Source organism: Mameliella sp. CS4, from assembly GCF_019392335.1.
Classification (GTDB): domain Bacteria; phylum Pseudomonadota; class Alphaproteobacteria; order Rhodobacterales; family Rhodobacteraceae; genus Antarctobacter.
Genome location: NZ_JAHXRQ010000029.1, coordinates 26,751 through 47,111 on the forward strand (window position 1 = coordinate 26,751; position 20,361 = coordinate 47,111).

The 20,361-nt window shown below is 65.9% G+C and carries 17 protein-coding genes; 7 read left to right on the forward strand and 10 right to left on the reverse strand.

Translation table 11 applies throughout. The features are described from left to right. Positions 1-176 precede the first annotated feature (176 nt). From KZZ07_RS23360 to KZZ07_RS23395, 8 genes are all read right to left on the reverse strand, one after another. Complete coding sequence (locus tag KZZ07_RS23360; RefSeq protein WP_219518103.1) at positions 177-848, reverse strand: orotate phosphoribosyltransferase; 672 nt, start codon at positions 846-848, stop codon at positions 177-179. Positions 849-1,113: 265 nt separating this feature from the next. Continuing rightward, positions 1,114-2,148, reverse strand: coding sequence for a dihydroorotase (gene pyrC / locus KZZ07_RS23365; protein ID WP_219518106.1), 1,035 nt, complete (start codon positions 2,146-2,148; stop codon positions 1,114-1,116). A gap of 53 nt (positions 2,149-2,201) precedes the next feature. Continuing rightward, positions 2,202-3,134: a phosphoadenosine phosphosulfate reductase gene (locus tag KZZ07_RS23370; RefSeq protein WP_219518107.1), complete on the reverse strand. Its 933-nt coding sequence runs from the start codon at positions 3,132-3,134 to the stop codon at positions 2,202-2,204. Positions 3,135-3,322: 188 nt separating this feature from the next. After that, positions 3,323-4,375, reverse strand: a complete 1,053-nt coding sequence (locus tag KZZ07_RS23375; RefSeq protein WP_219518109.1) for a glycosyltransferase family 2 protein — start codon at positions 4,373-4,375, stop codon at positions 3,323-3,325. A 40-nt stretch (positions 4,376-4,415) separates the two neighbouring features. Beyond that, on the reverse strand, positions 4,416-5,117 hold the full coding sequence (locus tag KZZ07_RS23380; RefSeq protein ID WP_219518112.1) for an FkbM family methyltransferase: 702 nt from the start codon (positions 5,115-5,117) through the stop codon (positions 4,416-4,418). Position 5,118: 1 nt separating this feature from the next. Continuing rightward, positions 5,119-7,476 carry a glycosyltransferase family 2 protein gene (locus KZZ07_RS23385; protein ID WP_219518113.1) on the reverse strand — a complete coding sequence of 786 codons (2,358 nt, stop codon included), beginning with the start codon at positions 7,474-7,476 and terminating at the stop codon, positions 5,119-5,121. Continuing rightward, positions 7,476-8,153 carry a sulfotransferase family protein gene (locus KZZ07_RS23390; protein WP_255564547.1) on the reverse strand — a complete coding sequence of 226 codons (678 nt, stop codon included), beginning with the start codon at positions 8,151-8,153 and terminating at the stop codon, positions 7,476-7,478. Before KZZ07_RS23390 ends, KZZ07_RS23385 begins: the two co-directional genes overlap by 1 nt. Then, the gene (locus KZZ07_RS23395; protein WP_219518115.1) at positions 8,150-9,217 is read right to left on the reverse strand and encodes a glycosyltransferase family 2 protein; all 1,068 of its coding nucleotides are present in this window, start codon (positions 9,215-9,217) and stop codon (positions 8,150-8,152) included. Before KZZ07_RS23395 ends, KZZ07_RS23390 begins: the two co-directional genes overlap by 4 nt. A 170-nt stretch (positions 9,218-9,387) precedes the next feature. Between KZZ07_RS23395 and KZZ07_RS23400 the strand changes: the two genes are divergently transcribed. From KZZ07_RS23400 to KZZ07_RS23425, 6 genes are all read left to right on the forward strand, one after another. After that, complete coding sequence (locus KZZ07_RS23400) at positions 9,388-10,296, forward strand: AAA family ATPase (protein ID WP_219518117.1); 909 nt, start codon at positions 9,388-9,390, stop codon at positions 10,294-10,296. Between the two features lie 181 nt (positions 10,297-10,477). Next, positions 10,478-11,728 (forward strand): vWA domain-containing protein, encoded by a 1,251-nt coding sequence (locus tag KZZ07_RS23405; protein ID WP_219518126.1) that lies wholly within the window; start codon positions 10,478-10,480, stop codon positions 11,726-11,728. Between the two features lie 100 nt (positions 11,729-11,828). Then, on the forward strand, positions 11,829-13,376 hold the full coding sequence (locus KZZ07_RS23410) for an OmpA family protein (protein WP_219518129.1): 1,548 nt from the start codon (positions 11,829-11,831) through the stop codon (positions 13,374-13,376). A 257-nt stretch (positions 13,377-13,633) separates the two neighbouring features. Beyond that, positions 13,634-15,292 carry an OmpA family protein gene (locus KZZ07_RS23415; protein ID WP_255564548.1) on the forward strand — a complete coding sequence of 553 codons (1,659 nt, stop codon included), beginning with the start codon at positions 13,634-13,636 and terminating at the stop codon, positions 15,290-15,292. A 185-nt stretch (positions 15,293-15,477) separates the two neighbouring features. Beyond that, positions 15,478-16,026: a YeeE/YedE thiosulfate transporter family protein gene (locus KZZ07_RS23420; RefSeq protein WP_219518133.1), complete on the forward strand. Its 549-nt coding sequence runs from the start codon at positions 15,478-15,480 to the stop codon at positions 16,024-16,026. Between the two features lie 3 nt (positions 16,027-16,029). Then, positions 16,030-16,620 (forward strand): YeeE/YedE thiosulfate transporter family protein, encoded by a 591-nt coding sequence (locus KZZ07_RS23425; RefSeq protein WP_219518135.1) that lies wholly within the window; start codon positions 16,030-16,032, stop codon positions 16,618-16,620. 57 nt (positions 16,621-16,677) lie between these two features. Here the strand turns inward: KZZ07_RS23425 and KZZ07_RS23430 are convergent, their stop codons facing one another. Further along, positions 16,678-17,109 carry a hypothetical protein gene (locus tag KZZ07_RS23430; protein WP_219518137.1) on the reverse strand — a complete coding sequence of 144 codons (432 nt, stop codon included), beginning with the start codon at positions 17,107-17,109 and terminating at the stop codon, positions 16,678-16,680. 184 nt (positions 17,110-17,293) lie between these two features. Between KZZ07_RS23430 and KZZ07_RS23435 the strand changes: the two genes are divergently transcribed. Further along, on the forward strand, positions 17,294-18,229 hold the full coding sequence (locus KZZ07_RS23435; protein ID WP_219518139.1) for a DUF7638 domain-containing protein: 936 nt from the start codon (positions 17,294-17,296) through the stop codon (positions 18,227-18,229). Between the two features lie 229 nt (positions 18,230-18,458). On the opposite strand, the gene KZZ07_RS23440 is transcribed toward KZZ07_RS23435, so the two are convergent. Beyond that, a complete protein-coding gene (locus KZZ07_RS23440; RefSeq protein WP_219518141.1) occupies positions 18,459-20,072 on the reverse strand; it encodes a peptide chain release factor 3 in 1,614 nt (537 codons plus the stop codon). Between the last annotated feature and the right edge of the window lie 289 nt (positions 20,073-20,361).

Sequence of the window (20,361 nt, forward strand, 5' to 3'; positions counted from 1 at the left end):
TAGCAATCGCAGCCGCCAGGGTGCAAAATGTATGTTTCTGGGGATAAGCCGGGGACGCTCTCCACCACATCATATTGCCAGCCGGGCCGCCGTTACGTCAATATCTTGACATCGCGACTCGGGGCTGTGGTGGGGGGGTCACAGGCAATGTGCTCTTTTCAGAGCTTAACGCGGGGTTAATCCTCGGCGCGGGAGGCGCGCCAGGCGTGCGGATCCTTGAGAAACGACTCGACCTCGGCCAGCACGCCCGCGTGTTTCGCGGGGGCCTCGGCCAGCACTTCCCACCAGGTGCAGAGGTGGTGCAGCTCGACGCCGTGATCGCCCAGGGTTTTGATCGTCTCGGGGAAGATGCCGTAGTAGAAGATCACCGCCGTGTGGCCGCAGGTGGCGCCGGTCTCGCGGATGGCATCGACGAAGGACAGCTTGGAGCCGCCATCGGTGGTCAGATCCTCGACCAGCAGCACGCGCTGGCCTTCGGTCATGGCGCCCTCGATGCGGGCATTGCGCCCGTAACCCTTTGGTTTCTTGCGCACATAGGTCATGGGCAGGCCCATGCGCTCGGCCACCAGAGCGGCAAAGGGAATCCCTGCCGTCTCGCCGCCGGCAATGTTGTCGAAGGCCTCAAAGCCTGCGTTGCGCATCACGGTAACGGTCAGGAAATCCATCAGGGTGCTACGGATGCGCGGATAGGAGATCAGCTTGCGGCAGTCGATATAGACCGGGGAAAGCTGGCCGGAGGCAAGCTTGAACGGTTCGTCGGTCATGAAGTTGACCGCCTCGATTTCCCAGAGCATCCGCGCGGTCAGGCGGGCCATTTCTTCGGCGGTGGGATAGGTCGAGGGGATCATGGGGCGTGCTCCGGCTGTCAGGGTCGCGCCGGATTAGCGCGTTGCGCGCCGGTTTTGAAGGGGGGATCGCATCCCGCACCTCTTGTACAAAACGTACGTTCTGTACGGCCAATTCCGCATTTTGTATAAACCGCGCGCCGCGCTTGGCAGCGCGCGTGGATCTGGCCCGGTTCTTCCGGTTGGGCCGCGGGCGGCGGTGCGTGTCTGTTTCAGGTCGCGCCCGCCCGGGGCGTGGTCGCCTATGACGCGGCGACCGGCCCGCCGCTCAGCCCACCCGCCAGTGCAGCGGCATCATCGGATTGAAGACCGTCACCGGGCCATCGCCGGTTTCGATCTTGTCCGGGTAGCTGACCGGATCACCCTTGGTCAGGGTCACGCGGTCCTCGTTCGCGGGCAGGCGGTAGAAACCCGGGCCGTTGAGAGAGGTGAAAGCCTCCAGCCGGTCCAGCGCGCCCTCCTGTTCAAAGACCTCGGCGAGGATAGACAGGGTGTTGGTGGCGGTGAAACAGCCCGCGCAGCCACAGGCATTTTCCTTAAGCGGGTCGATATGCGGTGCGCTGTCGGTGCCGAGAAAGAAGGAGGCATCGCCCGAGGTGGCCGCGGCGCGCAGGGCCAGCCTGTGCTCCTCGCGCTTGGCGACGGGCAGGCAATAGTAATGCGGCTTGATCCCGCCCACCAGGATGGCGTTGCGGTTGATGACAAGGTGATGCGTGGTGATCGTGGCGCCCAGGTCATCGCCGCCGGAGCGCGCGTAATCGGCGCCCTGGCGGGTGGTGATATGTTCCATCACGACGCGCAGGCCGGGGGTGGCGCGGCGGACCGGGTCCAGCACGCGATCGATGAAGACGGCCTCGCGGTCAAAGATGTCCACCTCCGCGTCGACCACCTCGCCATGCACGCAGAGGGGAATGCCGGCCTCTGCCATCGCCTCCAGCACGCCGCGCACCTTGTCGAAGTCGCGCACGCCGGACGCGGAGTTGGTGGTGGCGCCTGCCGGGTAGAGTTTCACCGCCGTCACGAGGCCGTCCGCGTGGGCACGCACCACGTCATGCGGATCGGTTTCCTCGGTCAGGTAGAGCGTCATCAGCGGCTTGAAATCCGCGCCCTCGGGCAGGGCGGCCAGGATGCGGTCGCGGTAGGCGGCGGCCTGCGCGCCGGTCACGACCGGCGGCACCAGATTGGGCATGATGATCGCGCGGGCGAAGTCGCGGGCGCTTTCGGGGGCGATGCCCTGCAGCATGGCGCCGTCGCGCAGGTGCAGGTGCCAGTCGTCGGGGCGGCGGATGGTGATCTGTTCCATGCCGGTGCCGTTAGCATGCGGACCCGCGCCGCGCCAGTCTGTCGTGGGGCGTCTCAGGCCTCGTCGTCGGCGGCCTCGATCTGGGCCAGGCGGCGGCGGAAACGGGGGGCATGCATCCGTGCGACCACGTTCTCGCACAGGATGCGCGTCAGTTCCGTCCGGCCATCGGCGTCCAGCCGGTGCAGGAGGCGGCGCAGGTAGGGCGGGTGGTCGCGCCGGGCTCGCAACATCGAGGAAAAGAGCCCCGGGGTCAGGCGATCCTCGGCGGCGGCGGAAAACAGGCCGGGCAGCAGGTCGAGCGCGCGGAAGTCGGCCTGCAGCGCGCCGCCCATGAAGGGGGCGCGGTAGCGGGTGACATTGGGTTTCTCGAACAGGGCGGAATGCATCGCGTCCAGCCGTTCGCGCGGATCGTAGATCACCCAGGCCTTGTCGGCGGCGTCGATCATTTCCGGGGCAAACCCGTAGCGCGAGGTGAAGTCGCGGCGGCGCTCCTCGGCAAAGCGGTCGTCCCATTCCGCGACGCGCGGGTCCAGCGTCGCCTGCGGTTGCAGCATCAGGACGCGCGCGCCCGGTGCCGTGACGGAATAGGCCCCGGCGGCATAGCCGCAGGGACCGGCACCGAAAAAGAGGACCGTCTCGAACTCGTCGAAAAAGCCGTCGTCCTGCAACTGGTCGAAGAAGGCGTAGACGCGTGGGTCGCGGAACCAGGTGTCGCCGTGGCTGAGCAAAGAGAGCGAGGACCAGCCCGCGCCGCCCACCATGTCAAAGCCGATGGGCGTGCGGGTTTCCGACAGCGCCTCGATTCCCGACATGCTTTCAAAGCTGACGATCAGCGTGTCGCCGTCTTCGACGAAGATGGCGGCATGGGACTTGCCCATCGGTTCGGCAAACCCCTGATCCTCGCCGATGCGCTTGAGCGCGCCAAGCCACTCGTTGCGCGAGAGATGGCTGAGGTCGGGGGCAAAAGTGCTTTGGTGCGATTCCATACCGGGCGGTCCCTCGTATTCCGCAAAAAATCGACGCGGATTTGAGGGGAATATGCCCGGCATTTTCGGCAAGATTGTGGTCGGCGGGTGGCAAAAGGATGCGGCGGCCGACGTGGTCGACGTGGATGCCGCGTGTCTTGGTCCGGGCGTTCCGGGCGGCAAAGCTATCGTCAGAGAGCAGGGCACCGTCAGCCTTCGTCTGCGGGATCTTGTCGTGCCCGCGTCGCATGGCGGGCCAGGAAACGCGCCGCCTGGATCGGCACCGGGCGCGAAGGTGGCGTCATCAGCAGACGGGCAAAGAGCGCACGGTAAGGTTCCTGCGCCAGCAGTTCCTCCAGCCGCTGATGCCGCCAGGCGACGGCCTCGCTGTGCAGCCGGGCCAGCTCCGGGTCGGCGGCCAGGTCGGCGCGGCGCTCGGCCACGCCAGGCAGGGACAGGATGCTGCGGTCTTCCTCGTTGCACCAGTTGCGCTCGACCCAGTAGTCCATGCCAAGCGCGTGGTCCGAATGGACCGCGCGGCCCCGGTCGGCCTTGAGCAGGTAGCTTTCCATCGCGCCAAGCGCGTAGTGGTTCAGCTGGGCCAGCGCATAGTTCGACCGGCCATATTGCGAAAAGATGCGGCGGGTGCGGAACTGGTCGTCCAGTTCACGGCCCTCTCCGTCGAACCAGCGGGCGCGGTCCAGCCGCGTCTTGTCGGGGGCGCGGGGACGGTGGACGCCCAGCCGGCCATAGGTGCCATCGTTGCGGTAGAGCGTCTTGAACATGGCCGCGCGCCAGGGCCAGTGCATGACCACGGGCGCGGCGGCGGTGAACTGTTCGGTGATCGGCGTGTCGGTATACCGCGCCACCCCTGCATTGCCGAAGAGCCGCCAGGTGAGGGTGATGGCCGTGGCCTCCGGCAGGGCGGCGATCAGCGCGGGCAGGGTACGGTCGCCCGCGTGGACGTTGACGTATTCGTCGATGTCCAGCGCCAGCAGCCAGTCGGCCTCATGGACGGCCTGCGCCGTGTCGGCGCGTTTCAGGCCGGTGAACTGGATGCCGCGATCGTCATAAGGTCCGTCGTTGCGGATATGGGTAAGGGGGGCCACCTGTGCCAGCCGGTCGAGCAGCGCGTCGGTGCCGTCCTGGCAATCGTTCGACAGCGCGACGACGTGGGTCACGCCGCAGGCCAGATGATGCGCCAGCCAGTCGAGCAGGAAGGCGCCTTCGTTACGGACGCAGAGGACGGCGGTGATCTTCATGCGGCGCGGAGGCCGGGGCGGGGACAGGCAAGACGATCCATCACCACCCCTTGCGGAAGGTGACGACCTTGGCCTCGCTGGCCTTGGGGAAATAGGTCAGCCCGGCGCGATGCATGGCGTCAAAGACCGCCTGCACGCCCGACTGGCCGATCCATTGCGAGTGCAGCTCGATCACGGCGGCGCGCAGCCCGGACCAGTCGGCGGCGGGCAAGAGCTCTGCCTCGGCGCCCTCGATGTCGCAGACCAGGACATCCGGGGTTTCCGCCTCCAGCACCGGGGCGATGGCGTGCTGCATGATCGAGACTTCCTCGATCACGCTATCCGGGTCCGCCTCGCGATCCATCGAAGAGGCGAGGAAATTCTTACGGACGTAGAAGGGCACGGCATCGCCCGCCTGAGGCGACAAGAGCGCGTTGCGCAGGTCGACATTTTCCACGCCATTGGCCGCGTGGAGAGATCGAATATAGGGGATCAGCGAAGGGTTCGCTTCGTAGCTGACGACGCGGGCGACCTGTTTCCTGACCGAAAGAAGCGTGGACATGTAGCCAATGCCGCCGCCCAGTTCCAGCACCCGGTCTCCGGGGCGCACCACGCGCATGACCGCGTCGCATTCCTTGCGTTCGTAGGTGTCGGATTTCAGCGCGCCCCGAATGCGCCCCTTGGTGATCTGCGGGTGCTTGGGGATCTTCATTCCGCGTGAGTGCAGGAAGGGATCGCGGGGGGTGGGCTCTGCGCCGTCCATCTCAGGTCTCCATGTCCAGAGCGAGCGCATAGGCCACGCGTTCGGTTTCCGTCAGGTCCAGGGCCAGCGCCTGCCGGTAGAGTTCCTCGAATTCCGGCATCCCGTGCAGTTCGGCGGCCTTGGCGCGGTGCCATTCCAGCGCCCGGTGATGCGCGGCGCGCAGGGTGTCGTCCTGCATCAGGCGGTCGTACTCGGCCCGGACGCGGGGGATGTTGCGCTTGATGGTGATGTCGCGGTGGACCGACCAGTCCATGCGGATCCAGTAGTTCAGCCCGATGTTGCGATCGACGTGCAGGGCGCGGCCCCTCTGGCGCTTGATGAGAAAGCTTTCGGCAGAGCGCAGGGCGTAGTGGTTGAGCTGGATCAGGTCATAGCCGATGGTACGCTTGGAGCTGCGCCAGCCGTTGCGGATCGCCGCCTCTGTCATGTCGCGGCCCGAGCCGTTGACCCATTTCACCTTGTCCTCGAACCCTTCGGCCAGCTTGTTAGGCCGGTGGCAAGAGATCTTTTCATAGGCGCCGATGTTGCGGAACATGGTCTTGAACCCCCAGACCGTGTGCGGCTTGGGGCAGTATTTCGGCGCGCAGGTGTCGAATTGCTCGATCACGAAACGGTCCTGGAATCGGCGCACGCCGTTGTGGCCGAAGAGCCGCCAGGTCATGGCGATGTTGGTGGCGTCCGGCACCCGCTGGAACACATCTGACAGCGTGCCATTGCCGCAGCGGATGTTGACGAACTCATCCACGTCGATATGGGCGATCCAGTCGGCCTGCCTGATCACCTCTTCTTCCAGCGCGGCATCCAGCGCGTGCTGTTGCGGGGATTTACCGGACCATGCGTTGTTGTCGCGGTGATGGACCACGCCCAGGGCATCCAGCCGTTGCAGGATGTCGACAGTGCCGTCGGAACAGTCGTTGGTGTAAATCAGGAAAGTGTCGAAGCCGACCGCACGGTGATAGGCGATCCATTCGAGGATGTAAGGCCCCTCGTTCTTCATGCAGGCGACGATGACATTGCCGGTCGCCCCCTTGGGCAGCATGCGGCGCGGGGCGGGCGTAAAGGCGGCGGCCAGGTCCTCTTCGTTGATGCGGCCCAGCTTGTTGTGCGGCGCATAAGGGGAGCCGTGCAGGCGCACGAAATTCTGTTTCGCCTGTGCGGGCAGGGCCTCTGCCGCGGCATCGGTCAGCGGCGGCGTGTCCGGTTCTGACGGGGTGTCGCCGGTCAGATGGGCCAGTTCCTCGGCCCGGGCCGCGCGCTCTTCCTTGTCGCCTTGGGCGATGCGCCAGCGGAAGGCCATCAGGTACTGCGTCGCGCGGAAACCGCGCGTCGGCTCCGCCTCTGTCCAGTCGCCGCAGATCGGGTCCGCCTCCATGTCCTCGGGCGACATGCCAGGATGGGCGGCACAGAGCGCGGCGATGTCCTCTTCGAAACGCATGGAGAGTGCCGAGAGCCCGCCTGCGAGGATCGCGCCGCCGGGCACCTTGATCTCTGTCAGCAGCTTGCGCCACAGCGGGCGGGGCAGCAGGATGTCCTGCCGGTCCAGCAGCCGCAGCACCGCGTCGTTGAACAACCGCGCGCGGGTCAGCCAGGCGGCAGAGGGCAGGCGGGGCAGGTCCTCTGCCTCGGCCTTGCCGATCTGGGCGGAGATGCCGAAGGCGGCGCGCAGTTCGTCTGTCGCCTCCTCGGACCAGAGCCGGTCGCGGTTGATCGAGCGGAACTGCACGGTTTCGGGGCCAAAGACCGCCTCCCATTCCTCTTGCAGGCGGGTGTAGTCCAGCCAGAAGTTGGCGCCCTGCACCTCTGCAAAGCGCCCGGCCAGCGGCGCGGTCCCGGGCCGGGTGTCCAACGCGGCCTGCCAGTAATCCGGCGCCTCCAGCAAGCCCAGTTCCAGGTCCAGCGAACGCGCCCGCCCGTCCAGCACCTGCGCACCGTAGCGCGCGACCAGCGCGCGTGCCGGTTCGTCCAGCCATGCGACAATGCGAATGTCGGTCGAGATCGGCGCCAGCAGGTCACGCAGGCGTTCCAGCTCGGCCTGGGTGCTCAGCGAGTTGCCCAGCTGATGCGCCGAGAGGATCAGCGCCTGGGGCTCTTCGCGCGCGACCTCCTGCGCCAGTTGGCGGGCAACCTCGTCACGCAGGGCCGCCTGTTTTTCGGGCAGCATCAATCCGCGGTTGAAACGCAGCACGTCCGGGCGGTCCGGGTCGCTGATGGCCATGAACAGGCGGGTGTGATTGCGGGCGCCGGGGCTGCGGGCATAAAGCATACCCTCGTCCTTGAGCCGCCCGCGCTTGGCGTCGAGAACCCGCTGTATCCGGTCGCTCGACGGGCCGTCCGGCCCGATATGTAGATAGATCCTCATCACGCTGCCCCTCGTGCCGTTTTGGCTTTTTTGTCCGTGCCTGCCGTCCCCGTTTCGGGGTTCTTGTTCAGCCTGCCCCACCAGGGCAGGTCGATCCTGATATGATCCGATAGCCGCCGCCGCGCGTCGTCGGCGCCCACCGGCAATTCCAGATAGCGCGGATCGTCGCCAAAGAGGTCGCGCAGCATGGCATAATGGCCCTCGATCCAGCGGATGCGCTGGGTGTCATCGGCGCCGTAGCCCTCCGGCAGGCCGGGGATGGCGCCGGCGGGCAGACGATCCTGCCCGAGGTTGCCCCAACGGCGCATGCTGTCCGAAATATCCGCCGCCGGGCGCCAGGTGGCCACGAACAGCATCTCGGGGCGCGCCAGGCGCATCGCCTTGATCATCGCGTAATCGCATTGCGGCCAGAGCGAGGCGGTCGGGTTCAGTACGCTGACTTCTGTCAGCGCATCGTAAAGCCCGTCGAGATGGGCAAAGGGATCGCCGGTTTCGAAATACCCGTTATACAGCTGGCGCGCGATAGAGGTGCCGCCCATGCCGGGGGCGCGGCAATGCACGCGGCGTACCTTGTGATCCGCGGCCCGCCATCCGCCCTCGTTCAGCGCATGGGCCAGCGTCGTGGTGCCCGTCTTGGGCAGGCCGAGGTTCACCAGCTTGACGCTCAGGTCGCTCATAGCCCCAGCGCCTCTATCAGTTCCGCCTCGCCCGGCGGCAGGGCGGGGAGGGCGGCGAGGTGCGCATACATCTTCGCGTAGGAGGGCTGTGCCATCAGCGCGTCGCGCCGTTCCCGGTGCAGGCGCACGCAGTCGCCGTGCAGGCGCGCGATCTCGGGGTCGTCTTTCAACGATGCCAGCGCCTTTTCCAGCCGGGGCAGATAGCGCAGGATCGAGCGATCCTCGACGGCGGCATCGTTGCGTTCGCGCCAGTAGGTGTCGTCAAAGACACGTCCCTCGCGGTTGACGTCGCCACGGTCGTTCTTGACCAGGTAGCTGTCGAGCGACCGCAGGGCATAGTGATTGAGCGTCGCGAATTCGCGCGCCCCGGCGGCGGGGAACTTGCGGATGCGGCGCGGGTTGGCGGCGGTCAGGAACTTGGGCGGCACCCCGCGCCCCGAGGCATCGGTCCAGGCCGGCAACTTGTCCTCTGGCAGGGACTTGCGGAAAAACGGCCGGTGCGCGCCGAAATACTGCAACGGGAAATCGCGGCGGATCAGGCTTTTGACCTCGATCGCCGTTTCGGCGCACCAGAGGTCGGGATTATGCGCGCGGGTGAACTGCGCGATCACCGGTCGGTCGGTGAAATCGGTGACGCCATCATTGGCAAAGAACTGGAAGTTGACGGAAATCGCCTGCGGATTGCGGCAGGCGGCAATCAGCGCGGGGATCGTGTGATCCCCCACGTGCACGTTCAGGAATTCGTCGACGTCGGCAATCCAGACCCAGTCCGCCTCGCGCACGATGGCGTGTTTCGCGGCACCCTTCAGCGCCTCCATCTGGTAGTTGCGGCCCTCGGCGGGGTTGGGCAGATGCACGACACGGCCGGTTTCCGGGCGGTCGCTGGTGGCCAGGGCATCCAGCAGGACGTCCGTGCCATCGGTGCAATCGTTGGAATAGAACAGGAAATCACTGATACCCAGAAGACGATGAAAGGCGATCCATTCCAACAGGAATGGGCCCTCGTTCTTCACGCAGGTTACAGCGGTGATGCGCCGCGCGGCGCCCGCCTTTATATCAGCCATGTCTGCTCGTCTGCCAGAACCCCGGGTTTCGTCCCGGGTTTTATACACCGAATCATGACATTCTGTGACCACCCCGTCAATCCACGCCGTCGTCAAGGGCATCGGGGCGTGACTTCCGTCCTATTGACGGCCCCCTCGGGGCTTGGGAAACCGGGGGCAGGAGGACTGCCATGACATTGCCTGCATCTATCGACGAAGTTCAGGAAACGCTGGGCACCACGGGCTATGTCTGTGGCCGGGCGCTGGCCACCGTCGTGTTCCTGTCGCTGCGCCTGGGCCGGCCCCTGTTCCTCGAGGGCGAGGCCGGGGTCGGCAAGACCGAGATCGCCAAGGCGCTGTCCGCGGCGTTGGGGCGGCGCCTGATCCGGCTGCAATGCTACGAGGGGCTGGACGCCTCCAGCGCGGTCTACGAATGGAACTTTCCGGCCCAGATGATCGCCATCCGCACCGCCGAGGCGCAGGGCAGCGCCGACCGCGACGTGCTGAACCGCGAACTCTTTGGCCCGGATTTCCTGATCGAACGCCCGCTGTTGCAGGCGATGCGCCCGGACGAGAACGGCGCGCCGATCCTCTTGATCGACGAGCTGGACCGGACGGATGAACCCTTCGAAGCCTTCCTGCTGGAGGCGCTCAGCGATTTCCAGGTGACCATCCCCGAGATCGGGACCATCAAGGCGCCGGAACCGCCCATCGTGATCCTGACGTCGAACCGCACGCGCGAGGTGCATGACGCGCTCAAGCGCCGCTGCCTTTATCACTGGGTCGATTATCCGGGCTTCGACCGCGAGGTTGAAATCCTGAACGCGCGCGAACCGGATGTCTCCGAGACGCTGAGCCGCGAGATCGTGGCCTTTGTCCAATCCCTGCGGACCGAGGACATCTTCAAGAAACCGGGGGTGGCGGAAACCATCGACTGGGCGAAATGCCTGCTGGCGCTGGACGTGGTGGACCTGAGCCCCGAGGTGATCAGCGACACGCTGGGCGCGATCCTGAAATACCAGGACGACATCGCGAAAATCGAAGGCGGCGAGGCCAAGCGCATCCTGGATGAGGCCAAGGCCACCATCGAGGCGGCCTGAGTGATGGGGTGCACCGACGCTGAGGGGGCTCTGCCCCCGTCGCCTGCGGCGACTCCCCCGGAGTATTGGGGGCCCAAAGAAACACGGGGCGCGCGCCGCGCTGTCGGCTTCTTTGGGCTGAAAATACCTCCGGGGTCCGGGGCAGAGCCCCGGTTCCATCCTCAGCCGGAAGCGCCGCGCCATGCCTGAATACCTGCCGCTTGAAATCCCCGACAATCCGCGCCTGGCGCAGAACATCATCCATTTCGCGCGCGCGCTGCGGCGTGCGGGCCTGCCCGTGGGGCCGGGGCGGGTGATTGACGCCATCCGCGCGGTGGAGGCGGCGGGCTTTACCGAGCGGATGGATTTCTACTGGACGCTGCATGCCTGTTTCGTGAACCGGCCCGAGCATCGCGTCGTCTTTGCCCAGATCTTCCGCCTCTACTGGCGCGATCCGCGGTTCCTGGAACACATGATGTCGATGATGCTGCCCGCCATCCGCGGCGTGCAGGAGGACCGCTCTGCCGTGGCGGCCGAAAAACGCGCGGCGCAGGCTCTGCTGGGCGATCAGATGCCCGAGGTGCCGCAGGAGGAAGAGGAGCAGGAGGGCACGCAGATCGAGGTCGATGCCTCGATGACCATGTCCGCCGAGGAAAAGCTGCGCAGCCTCGATTTCGAACAGATGTCGACCGAGGAGATCGCCCAGGCCAAGCGGATGCTGGCGAGGCTGACCCTGCCCGTGAAACCGATTGCATCGCGCCGCCTGATGGGCGCGCACCTGGGCCACCGCATGGACGCGCGCAAGACGATCCGCGACGCGCTGCGCAAGGGGGGAGAGATCCATTCCATCGCCCGGGCCAAACGGCGGCCGCGCTGGCCCAACCTGGTGGTTCTTTGCGACATTTCCGGCTCGATGAGCCAATACAGCCGGATGGTGCTGCATTTCCTGCACGCGGTGGCCAATGAAAAGGGGCAGGGCTGGGCCAAGGTCCATGCCTTCACCTTTGGCACCCGCCTGACCAACATCACCCGGCATCTGGCTACGCGCGATGTGGACGCGGCGCTGAAGGCGGCAGGGGCCGAGGCGCAGGACTGGGAAGGCGGCACGCGGATCGGTGCCTGCCTGCATGACTTCAACCGCGACTGGTCGCGCCGCGTCATGGGGCAGGGGGCGGTGGTGCTGGTCATCACCGACGGGCTGGACCGGGACGACGCGGGCGCGCTGGAGAAGGAGATGGAGCGGTTGCACCTCTCGGCGCGGCGGTTGATCTGGCTGAACCCGCTCTTGCGCTGGGACGGGTTCGCGCCCAAGGCGACGGGCATCCGCGCCATGCTGCCCCATGTCGACAGTTTCCGCGCCGGTCATTCCATCGCCTCGCTCGAAGACCTGGCCGAGGCGATTTCGCGCCCCGACGACCTGGGTGAGAAGGCGCGGCTGATGAAGCTGCTCTAGGCGGGTTACCGCCGGTCCTTGCGGCCCAGGGGGAACCCGGGGCGGTCCATCGCGCGTTTCCTCTCCAAGCCCGACGCGGGCCCAAGGAAAGGAGACTGCCATGACCCCCATTCGCAATGCCACGGCGCTGGCCGGAGCCCTGACGCTCATATTCGGAGGAAGCGCGATGGCGCAGGGGCAGGATGGCGCAAATGCCGCCAAAAGTCTGCCCCCGGCGCAACTGGAACTGCTGCGCGGGATCTGCCAGGTGGGCGGCAATCTGCCGGACGGACTGACCTGCGAAGATGTGGCAAAGGCGCTGGAAAAGAAGGGGGGCGGCAAGGACAAGCCGGACAAGGCGGACGCGGATCCTGCGGCCGATCCGGCGGATGCGCTGAAACCCGATCAGTCCGCGCCGCCTGAAACCGCCGATGTCCCCAAGGCGCCCGAGGCCGCGGAACCCGCCGAAACACCAGAGCCCGAGGCGCCTGCGACAGCAGATGCGCCCAAGGACCCGGCCCCCGAGGCACAGAAGCCCCCCAAGGCCGCGCAGGCCGCGCCTGACCCCGAGCGGCGTGACCCGCAGGCCCAGGTCGATGCCCTGCGCCGTCTGCTGGAGGGCCCGCCCGCCGCGGCCGCCGCGAACCCGCGCGACGGGGGCGAGCTGGTCGAGGAAAAACTGGACGAGGGCGACGTGCGCCGCTCGGACGAGGATTTCCGCACCGGGCTGGATGGCACCGTGAAACCTGACGCCAAGGCGCGCAAGGATGGTGGCGACGACGATGGGCTGGAGCCCTGGGCCAAGGCAGCCCTGCTGGGGCTTGGCGCCGTGGCCCTGTCCGAGATCCTCGACAAGGATGACCGCGTGGTGTCCAACACTGGGGACCGGGTGGTGGTCGAACAGGATGGCCAGTTCCGCGTGCTGCGCAACGATGACGTTCTGTTGCGTCGCCCCGGCGCCGAGGTCGAGACGCGCCGCTTTGACGACGGTTCGACCCGCAGCCGTGTCAGCTATGAGGACGGCTCTGTCGTCGAGACCATCCGCGCCGCCGATGGCCGGGTCCTGCGCCGGGTGCGCATCCTGCCCGATGGCACGGAGGCGGTCCTGTTCGACGACACCCAGGCCAGCCCCCGGGTGGAGGTCAGCGAACTGCCCCGCGTGACCGAACGCAACCGCATCGACTATCGCGATACCACGGAGGATTCGCTGGCGCGTGCGCTGGCGGCGACCGGGGCCGAAGGCGTGAACCGCACCTTCTCGCTGGCGCAGGTGCGCAACATCGACGCCGTGCGCCACCTGGTCCCCGAGATCACCGTGGATACGATCAACTTTGAAACCAACTCGGCGGCGATCCGGCCCGAAGAGGCACAGGCGCTGGCCGCATTGGGCCAGGCGATGCGCCGGGCGATTGCGAAGAACCCCGCCGAGGTCTTCCTGATCGAGGGGCACACCGATGCCGTGGGCCGGTTTGCCTACAACCTCGCCCTGTCGGACCGCCGCGCGGAATCCGTGGCGCTGGCCCTGACCGAGTATTTCGCCGTCCCGCCGGAGAACCTGGTGCTGCAGGGCTACGGTGAAGGTGACCTGCTGGTGCGCACGGATGAGGCCGAACGCGCCAACCGCCGCGCCGCCGTGCGCCGGATCACGCCGCTGCTTGCGGCGCGCTGACCCGCGCAGGGCACATTCAGGACCCATGTCAGGACCCCCGGCAGAGCCCCTGCCGGGGGTCTTCGTTTGCGGGTCTGGAATACCTCCGTTGTCCGAAACCGCCGGACAGAGTTTCATGACGCACGTTACCAGACCCGCTGCCGGGAGTGTTTTTCATCGCCGGCCGCCCTTCAGGGCAGGGCCGCACATTCGGTGCCGAGACTGGTGCGACAAAGACTTTACGCCCGTCCATGCCTTTGCTGGAAAGGAATTGCCGAATGAAACGCCTCCTCCTCGCCTCGGCGGCACTTGGCCTGCTGACGGTGACCTTTGCCGGACCCGCCGCGGCCCAGAACATTGACCTCAAGCAGCTCTGCAACCCCGCGCTGGGCATCAAATGCGATTTCGACAAGGGCACCATCCGCCGTGTGCCGCAGGTCAAGAAGACGCCGCAGGTGATCGTGCAGCCGCCGAAAAAGACCGTGCGCACCCCCAAGAAGACCATCCAGGTGCCGCAGGTCATCGTGACCCCTCAGCCCAAGACGCGCCCCGCGCAGGTTGTCATCCCCAAAAAGGCGCGGCCAAAGATCCGGGTGCCTGATGTCCAGATCGTGCGCCCGAAGGACAAGACACCGACAATCCGCGTGCCGTCGAGGACCATCGCGCCCGGCGTCAAGGTGCCGGACGTTCAGATCGCCATTCCGCCCAAGACCCGCCAGCCGGGCATCAAGGTCGCGCCCGGCGGCCCCGGCGGCAAGGTCATGGTCAAGCCCGGTGCGGTAGACCTGGACGCACTGCGCAAGCAGCTGGCCAAGGACATCGTCGGCGGCAAGCCCGCTGGCGGGGTCAAGATCGCGCCGCGCCCGGGCAAGACCGTGCGCCTGCCGGTCGGCAGCATCGACCTTGGCTCCAGCCAGCGGCAGGCCGACATCGTGGCCCTGCGCGACGTGGCCAGGGTGGCCGCCGCCGTCGGCATCGCGGCCGGTGCGGTCAAGGTTCTGGACCGGACGCTGACCGCCGAGGACGTGCGCCGTTCGTCCGAGGATTTCGACAAGGTCGCCCGCCAGATCGGCATCCGGACCGGCACGCTGGACTTCCGTCGCGTGGACCTGGGCAAGGTGCTGCAGAACGGGGACCGCGTCATCACCAACAGCGGTGACCGCATGGTGGTACAAAACAACGGTGTCATGCGCGTGTTGCGCAACGACGACGTGCTGTTGAACCGGCCCGGCACCAATGTGCAGACCTTCCAGTACAAGGACGGGTCCACCCGCAACGTGATGCTGTACCAGGATGGCAGCCAGGTCGAGACGGTGCGCGCGCCGGACGGGCGCGTGCTGCGCCGCTCCTCGATCGCGCCGGACGGGACCGAGGTGGTGCTGTTCGACGACACCCAGCAGAGCGACCAGGTGGTCGTCACCAACCTGCCAGAGGTTCATGGATCCAGCGTTGTCGCCTACCAGAGCGACAGTGACGTGAACGGGGCGCTGGGCGCGGAAACCGGCGTCGATGCGGGACGGCTGTTCTCGCTGGCCCAGGTGCGCGACATCGACGCCGTGCGCAAGATGGCGCCGGGGATCAATATCGACACGATCCACTTTGCCTCGAACTCTGCCGCGATCCGCCCGGACGAGGCCGAGGAACTGGCCGCGCTGGGCTATGCCATGTTGGAGGCCATCGCGCTGAACCCGGGCGAGGTGTTCCTGATCGAGGGGCACACCGATGCGCGCGGGCAGGATGCCTATAACCTGTCGCTCTCCGACCGCCGCGCGGAATCGGTGGCCCTGGCCCTGATCGAGTATTTCGGCGTTCCGCCAGAGAACCTGGTGCTGCAGGGCTATGGCGAAAGTGACCTGCTGGTCGTGACTGACCAGGCGGAACAGGCCAATCGCCGTGCCGCCGTGCGCCGGATCACCCCGCTTTTGACCGACACCTGATCCCCTCCCCGCGATCACGGAAATGGCCCCCGGCGCGCGCCGGGGGCCTTTTTGCATGCCCCGTTCCCAAGGTGACATTCTCGATTCTGCATATTTTATGCTCCGCATTGATCTGGATCATCCGCTGCGCCTGGATGCAGTGATATTCGAAAAGCGGAATATCAAAGACAAGGGGGAGAGGGCGCATGACTCTCGACTGGAAACTCGGAGGCGTGCTCTTGGGCATCGTCTTTTTTGCGGCGGTGCTGCTGGTCAAGCCCATCGGCGTCTCGACGCAATTCGTGATCCTCGACGGGATCGTCGCGGATGCGGTCAGCCCGGATTTCATCACGCAGATCGAGGACGGCTATACCTCGACCAACGCCTATATGGCGAAATCCTCGGGGAAATATGCCAAGAACGCGGCCAACCCGCTGAACTACTCGTTCATCTTCGTGCTGGCGATGGCGGCGGGCGCGGCGCTCTCTGCCTTTTCGCGCGGGGGCGTGGGCCGGGCCGAAAAGCGGCTGCCGCAGATCTGGGAGGCCAATTTCGGTGATACGCCGTGGAAACGCTATGCGGTGGCCTTCCTGGGCGGGTTTGTCGTGCTCTACGGCGCGCGGCTGGCGGGGGGCTGTACCTCGGGGCATATGATGTCGGGCATGATGCAGACCGCGCTCAGTGGCTACATCTTTGCCGCCGGGGCCTTTGCTGCCGCCATTCCCACCGCAATGATGATGTACAAGGAGGGCTGAACGATGGAAATCCTTCTGGCAATCGTGATCGGTGTCGCCTTTGGCGCGGTGCTGGACCGGATCGGCGCCACCAATCCCAACGTGATCTCGGGGATGCTGACCCTGCGGCGCATCAAGTTGATGAAGACCATCCTGCTGGCGATCGGCACCGGGTCCATCCTGATGTTCGGCGGGCAGATGCTGGGCCTTGTCGACGTGGGCCACATGAGTGTGAAGGCGGCCTATATCGGTGTCTTCATTGGCGGGTTGATGCTGGGCGCGGGCTGGGCGGCCAGCGGCTTCTGCCCCGGGACGGGCGTCTGTGCGGCGGCCACCGGACGGCGTGACGCGCTGTTCTTCATCGCGGGCGGTCTGTTGGGGGCGGCGGCCTACATGGCGACTTACCCCGCCTGGAAGGCCAGCGGCCTCTTGAACGACATCGCGGGCGGCAAGGTCACGCTGGGCAGCGTTCCGGGGGCGTCCTACGACGGGATCTTCGCCGTCTCGGGGGACATCCTGGGGATCGTGCTGGGGCTGGTCTTTGTCCTGGTGGCCTTTGTCCTGCCGGACAACCTGACCGGGCAGAAACGGCCCGCCAATGTGCCCGCGGAATAAGCGGCCAAGCAGATGCAAGAACAGAGCGCCGCTCCGGGTCCCCGGGGCGGCGTTTTTTCAGTCGATGAGCACGCCTTCGGTGACAAAGACCGCGCGATAGGTTTCCGGGCTGTCGTCGAAATTGAGCGTTCCCCGCACGGTGACCTTGGTCGCCTCGGGCACGTCGGGCATGGGGCGTTTCATGCTGACCTCCAGCGCGGGGCCATAGCCGTTCTGACCGCAAAAGGGACAATCGGCGGGGTCCGGCACCAGCAGGAAGGTCGAGACATAGGCCTGCGCCTCGACCGGGACGTAATAACCCGTGACCTCGAAATCCTGCGCCTGTGCGCGCAGCGCCTCGGGGATGGTCTTTTGCACGGACCAGGATGTCTCCGTCTCGGTCTCCTCGTACTCGATCGCGCTGATCAGGTCCCAGGGGTTGGCCTCGGCCGGGCAGGCGGCGACAAGGCAGAGCGTGGCGGCGTGAAAGCCGGCGATGAGATGCATCATGGTCATGGCCTATGGATAGGCCATGTGCCGCCCCCGCGCCATGCCGATCGCGCGCTGGGCCTGCGAGCTTGGCAAAGAATTGCGCGCCGCCGCCTTTTTTGCGCTAGGGCCCGGGATCGCTATACGGTGGGGTCGCCATCGTCTTGAGGCGGTGAAGGCGCGCGCTTGGAAGGTGAGGCAGGGTTTGAAGGCATCGGAACTGACACAGCGGCAGGCACTGCGCACCATCGACGGGGTTTCTTTTCCGGTGATCCAGAGGATCGGCGACAATCACCTTGTGGACATGACCGTTTTCGAGGACGGGCTGATCGAGGCGCCGGAATTGATGGATCTCGCCATGTTCGAGGCCGATGTCCGCAAGGGACGCATTGGCACCGCCATCCCCGAGGGCGAAACGCTGCGGCTGGGGCAGGCCGGGTTGCTGGACCTGGAACAGGGGGACTGGACCCTCACCCCTGACGCGCTGATCGAGCGGGTCTATGGCCTGCTGGCCGAGCTGACCCCCGGCGTGGACAACCTGGTCGACCTGCAGGGAAGCGCCACCCACGTCGTCGATGGGCAGCTAAACTGGAAACAGACCCGCACCCGCAGCGCCCCGTGGCGCGAGGCGGAACCGGACAGTGACAGCGACCGACATCCGGGCAGGTGGCTCTGGTCCTTTGAGCGGGGCACGGAGGGCTTTGACCTCGTGCAGCTTGTCCTGTTCGGGGGCGGTGCGCTGTCGGTCTCGGGCAGAGGGGGGAGACGGTTTGTGTCGCTGGAGGACTTCGCGGGGGATGTCGGGAAGGGCCGGTACGGTTTCCCGCGCGAAGGCGACAGGGTGACAATCCGGGGGCTGGGGGCGGCAACCTGTTCCTATGCCGCGCCGGGACCCTGTTCGGGCGAGGCGCTGATCGGCGAGTTGCGGGAATGTGGCCGCGAACTGCGCGGCGAGCCGACGAGTTTCCATGTCTGCCGTGTGGCGGCGGATGCCTATTGGGCGGACCCGACGGATGAAAACCTCGCGACCCTGCGGCGGACCTATGAAGAGGTGCCGCCCCACCTGCGCCGCTACTGCGGCGACATGGATGAAAAGGACATTCCCATCCGAAAGGTGCTGTACGGAGACAGCATGGTCTGAGGTTTGGTGTGTCTGTCTGGTGCGCTGGGACGCGATCTTGCGCGGCACCAAGGATGGAGGCGTGTGGGCTGTGATCCTTTCCTGTCGGAACGGACACTATTGCCCACCGTAACTTTCGCGCTGGGACGCGATCTGGCGCGGCACCAGGAATGGAGGGGTGTGGGCGGTGATCCTTTCCTGACGGAAAGGACACCCTGCCCACCGTAACTTTCGCGCTGGGACGCGAAAGTTACACCATCATCTCCTTGGTCGCGCTCAGGGTCACGTCCGGGTAGTCGCGTTCGATCCGGTCGATGTCCCACTGCAGGCGCGTCATGTAGACCACGTCGCCGTCATTGTCGTAGCTGATGTGCTGCCGGTTGGCGTTGATGAACTTCTCCACCGCCGCCTTTTCGCCGGTCACCCAGCGCGCGCTGGTGAACTGCGAGGCGTCGAAGCGCACCGGCAACCCGTATTCCATCTCGATCCGGCTGCCCAGAACCTCGAATTGCAGCGCGCCCACGACCCCGACGATAAAGCCCGAGCCGATCATCGGCTTGAAGACCTTGGCGGCCCCTTCCTCGGCGAACTGGAACAGCGCCTTTTCCAGGTGCTTGGCCTTCATCGGGTCGCCCGCGCGCACGGTTTGCAAGAGTTCCGGCGCAAAGGAGGGGATGCCCGAGACCCTGAGCATCTCGCCCTCGGTCAGCGTGTCGCCGATGCGCAACTGCCCGTGGTTGGGAATGCCGATGATATCACCGGCCCAGGCCTCTTCGGCCAGTTCGCGGTCCGAGGCGAGGAAGAGCACCGGGTTGGAAATCGCCATAGGTTTCTTGGTGCGCACATGGGTCAGCTTCATCCCGCGGGTGAAATGCCCCGAGGCGAGCCGGACAAAGGCCACGCGGTCGCGGTGCTTGGGGTCCATATTGGCCTGCACCTTGAAGACAAACCCGGTGACCTTCTTTTCCTCGGGCGCGATTTCGCGCGGGGTGGCCTTTTGCACCTGCGGCTCGGGGCCATAGGTGCCGATCCCCTCCATCAGTTCCTTGACGCCGAAGGAGTTGATCGCCGAGCCGAACCAGATCGGGGTCATATGCCCCTCCAGAACCGACTGCGGGTCGAGCGCGGGCAAGAGCTCGCGCGCCATCTCGACCTCTTCGCGCAGCTGTTCCAGCAGGTTGGCGGGGATGTGTTCGTCCAGACGCGGATCGTCCAGCCCCTCCATCGCGATGCTTTCCGCCACCTTGTTGCGGTCGGCGCGGTCCATCAGTTCGAGCCGGTCGTTCAGCATGTCGTAACAGCCGAGGAAGTCGCGCCCCATGCCGATGGGCCACGATGCCGGCGTCACGTCGATGGCCAGGTTCTCCTGGATCTCGTCGATGATCTCAAACGTGTCGCGCGCCTCGCGGTCCATCTTGTTGCAGAAGGTCAGGATCGGCAGGTCGCGCAAGCGGCAGACCTCGAACAGCTTGCGGGTCTGGCTTTCGACCCCCTTGGCCCCGTCGATGACCATCACGGCCGCATCCACCGCCGTCAGGGTGCGATAGGTGTCCTCGGAGAAATCGCTGTGGCCGGGTGTGTCCACCAGGTTGAAGCGGAAGTTCCGGTCTTTGCTGGCAAAATCGAAGGACATGGCCGAGGCCGAGACCGAGATCCCCCGGTCCTTTTCCATCTGCATGAAATCCGACCGCGTGCGCCGTGCCTCGCCCTTGGCGCGCACCTGTCCGGCCATCTGGATGGCGCCGCCATACAGAAGGAATTTTTCTGTCAGGGTCGTCTTGCCCGCGTCTGGGTGCGAGATGATCGCAAAGGTCCGGCGACGGGCGATTTCGGGCGGCAGATGGGGGCGGTTCGTGTCCAGCATGGACGCGAGTTACAGCGGATTTCCCGCAGGCACAATCCATGCATAGAGGACGCGTCGGGCAAGAGTGGCAAAGGCGCGGCATGGCGACGGCGTGCATGGGGTGACGTAACGTCAACTGTTAGTGATAACCTTTTGTGCCTCAAGTTGCCGCGGGTAGTCTTTCGCGTGATATGGCCATCGGGGCGCCATGTCCGTCCGGCTTGCGATTTGCGTGAGAGTGTCAGGTCTTCTGTGTATGACTGATCCGGTTCATGCTTCACGGAAAGGAAGCATGAATGACCATCTCGAA